The organism is Paraburkholderia sp. J41 (assembly GCF_905220235.1).
Lineage (GTDB): Bacteria > Pseudomonadota > Gammaproteobacteria > Burkholderiales > Burkholderiaceae > Paraburkholderia.
In genome coordinates, this window is the sequence record NZ_CAJMZE010000117.1 from 1 (window position 1) to 305 (window position 305).

Consider the following 305-nt stretch of genomic DNA (forward strand, 5'->3'; position numbering starts at 1 on the left):
ATCGCCGCGAAGCTCGACGTCGCGCAGATCAGCGACATCACGGCAGTCGATTCCGCCGATACGTTCGAACGCCCGATCTACGCGGGCAACGCCATCGCCACGGTGCAGTCGCAGGATGCGATCAAGGTCATCACGGTGCGTGCCACGGGCTTCGATCCGGTTGCGGCGCAAGGCGGCAGCGCATCGGTCGAAAAAATCGAGGCGGCAGCGGATTCCGGCCTTGCGCAGTTCGTCAGCCGCGAGGTCACGAAGCTCGATCGCCCGGAACTCACGAGCGCGTCGATCATCGTTTCCGGCGGCCGGGG

At 65.6% G+C, this 305-nt stretch carries 1 pseudogene; it reads left to right on the forward strand.

Annotation, left to right across the window (positions count from 1 at the left end):
- Positions 1 to 305, forward strand: a pseudogene (locus U5805_RS31685) (electron transfer flavoprotein subunit alpha/FixB family protein); the annotation flags it as partial.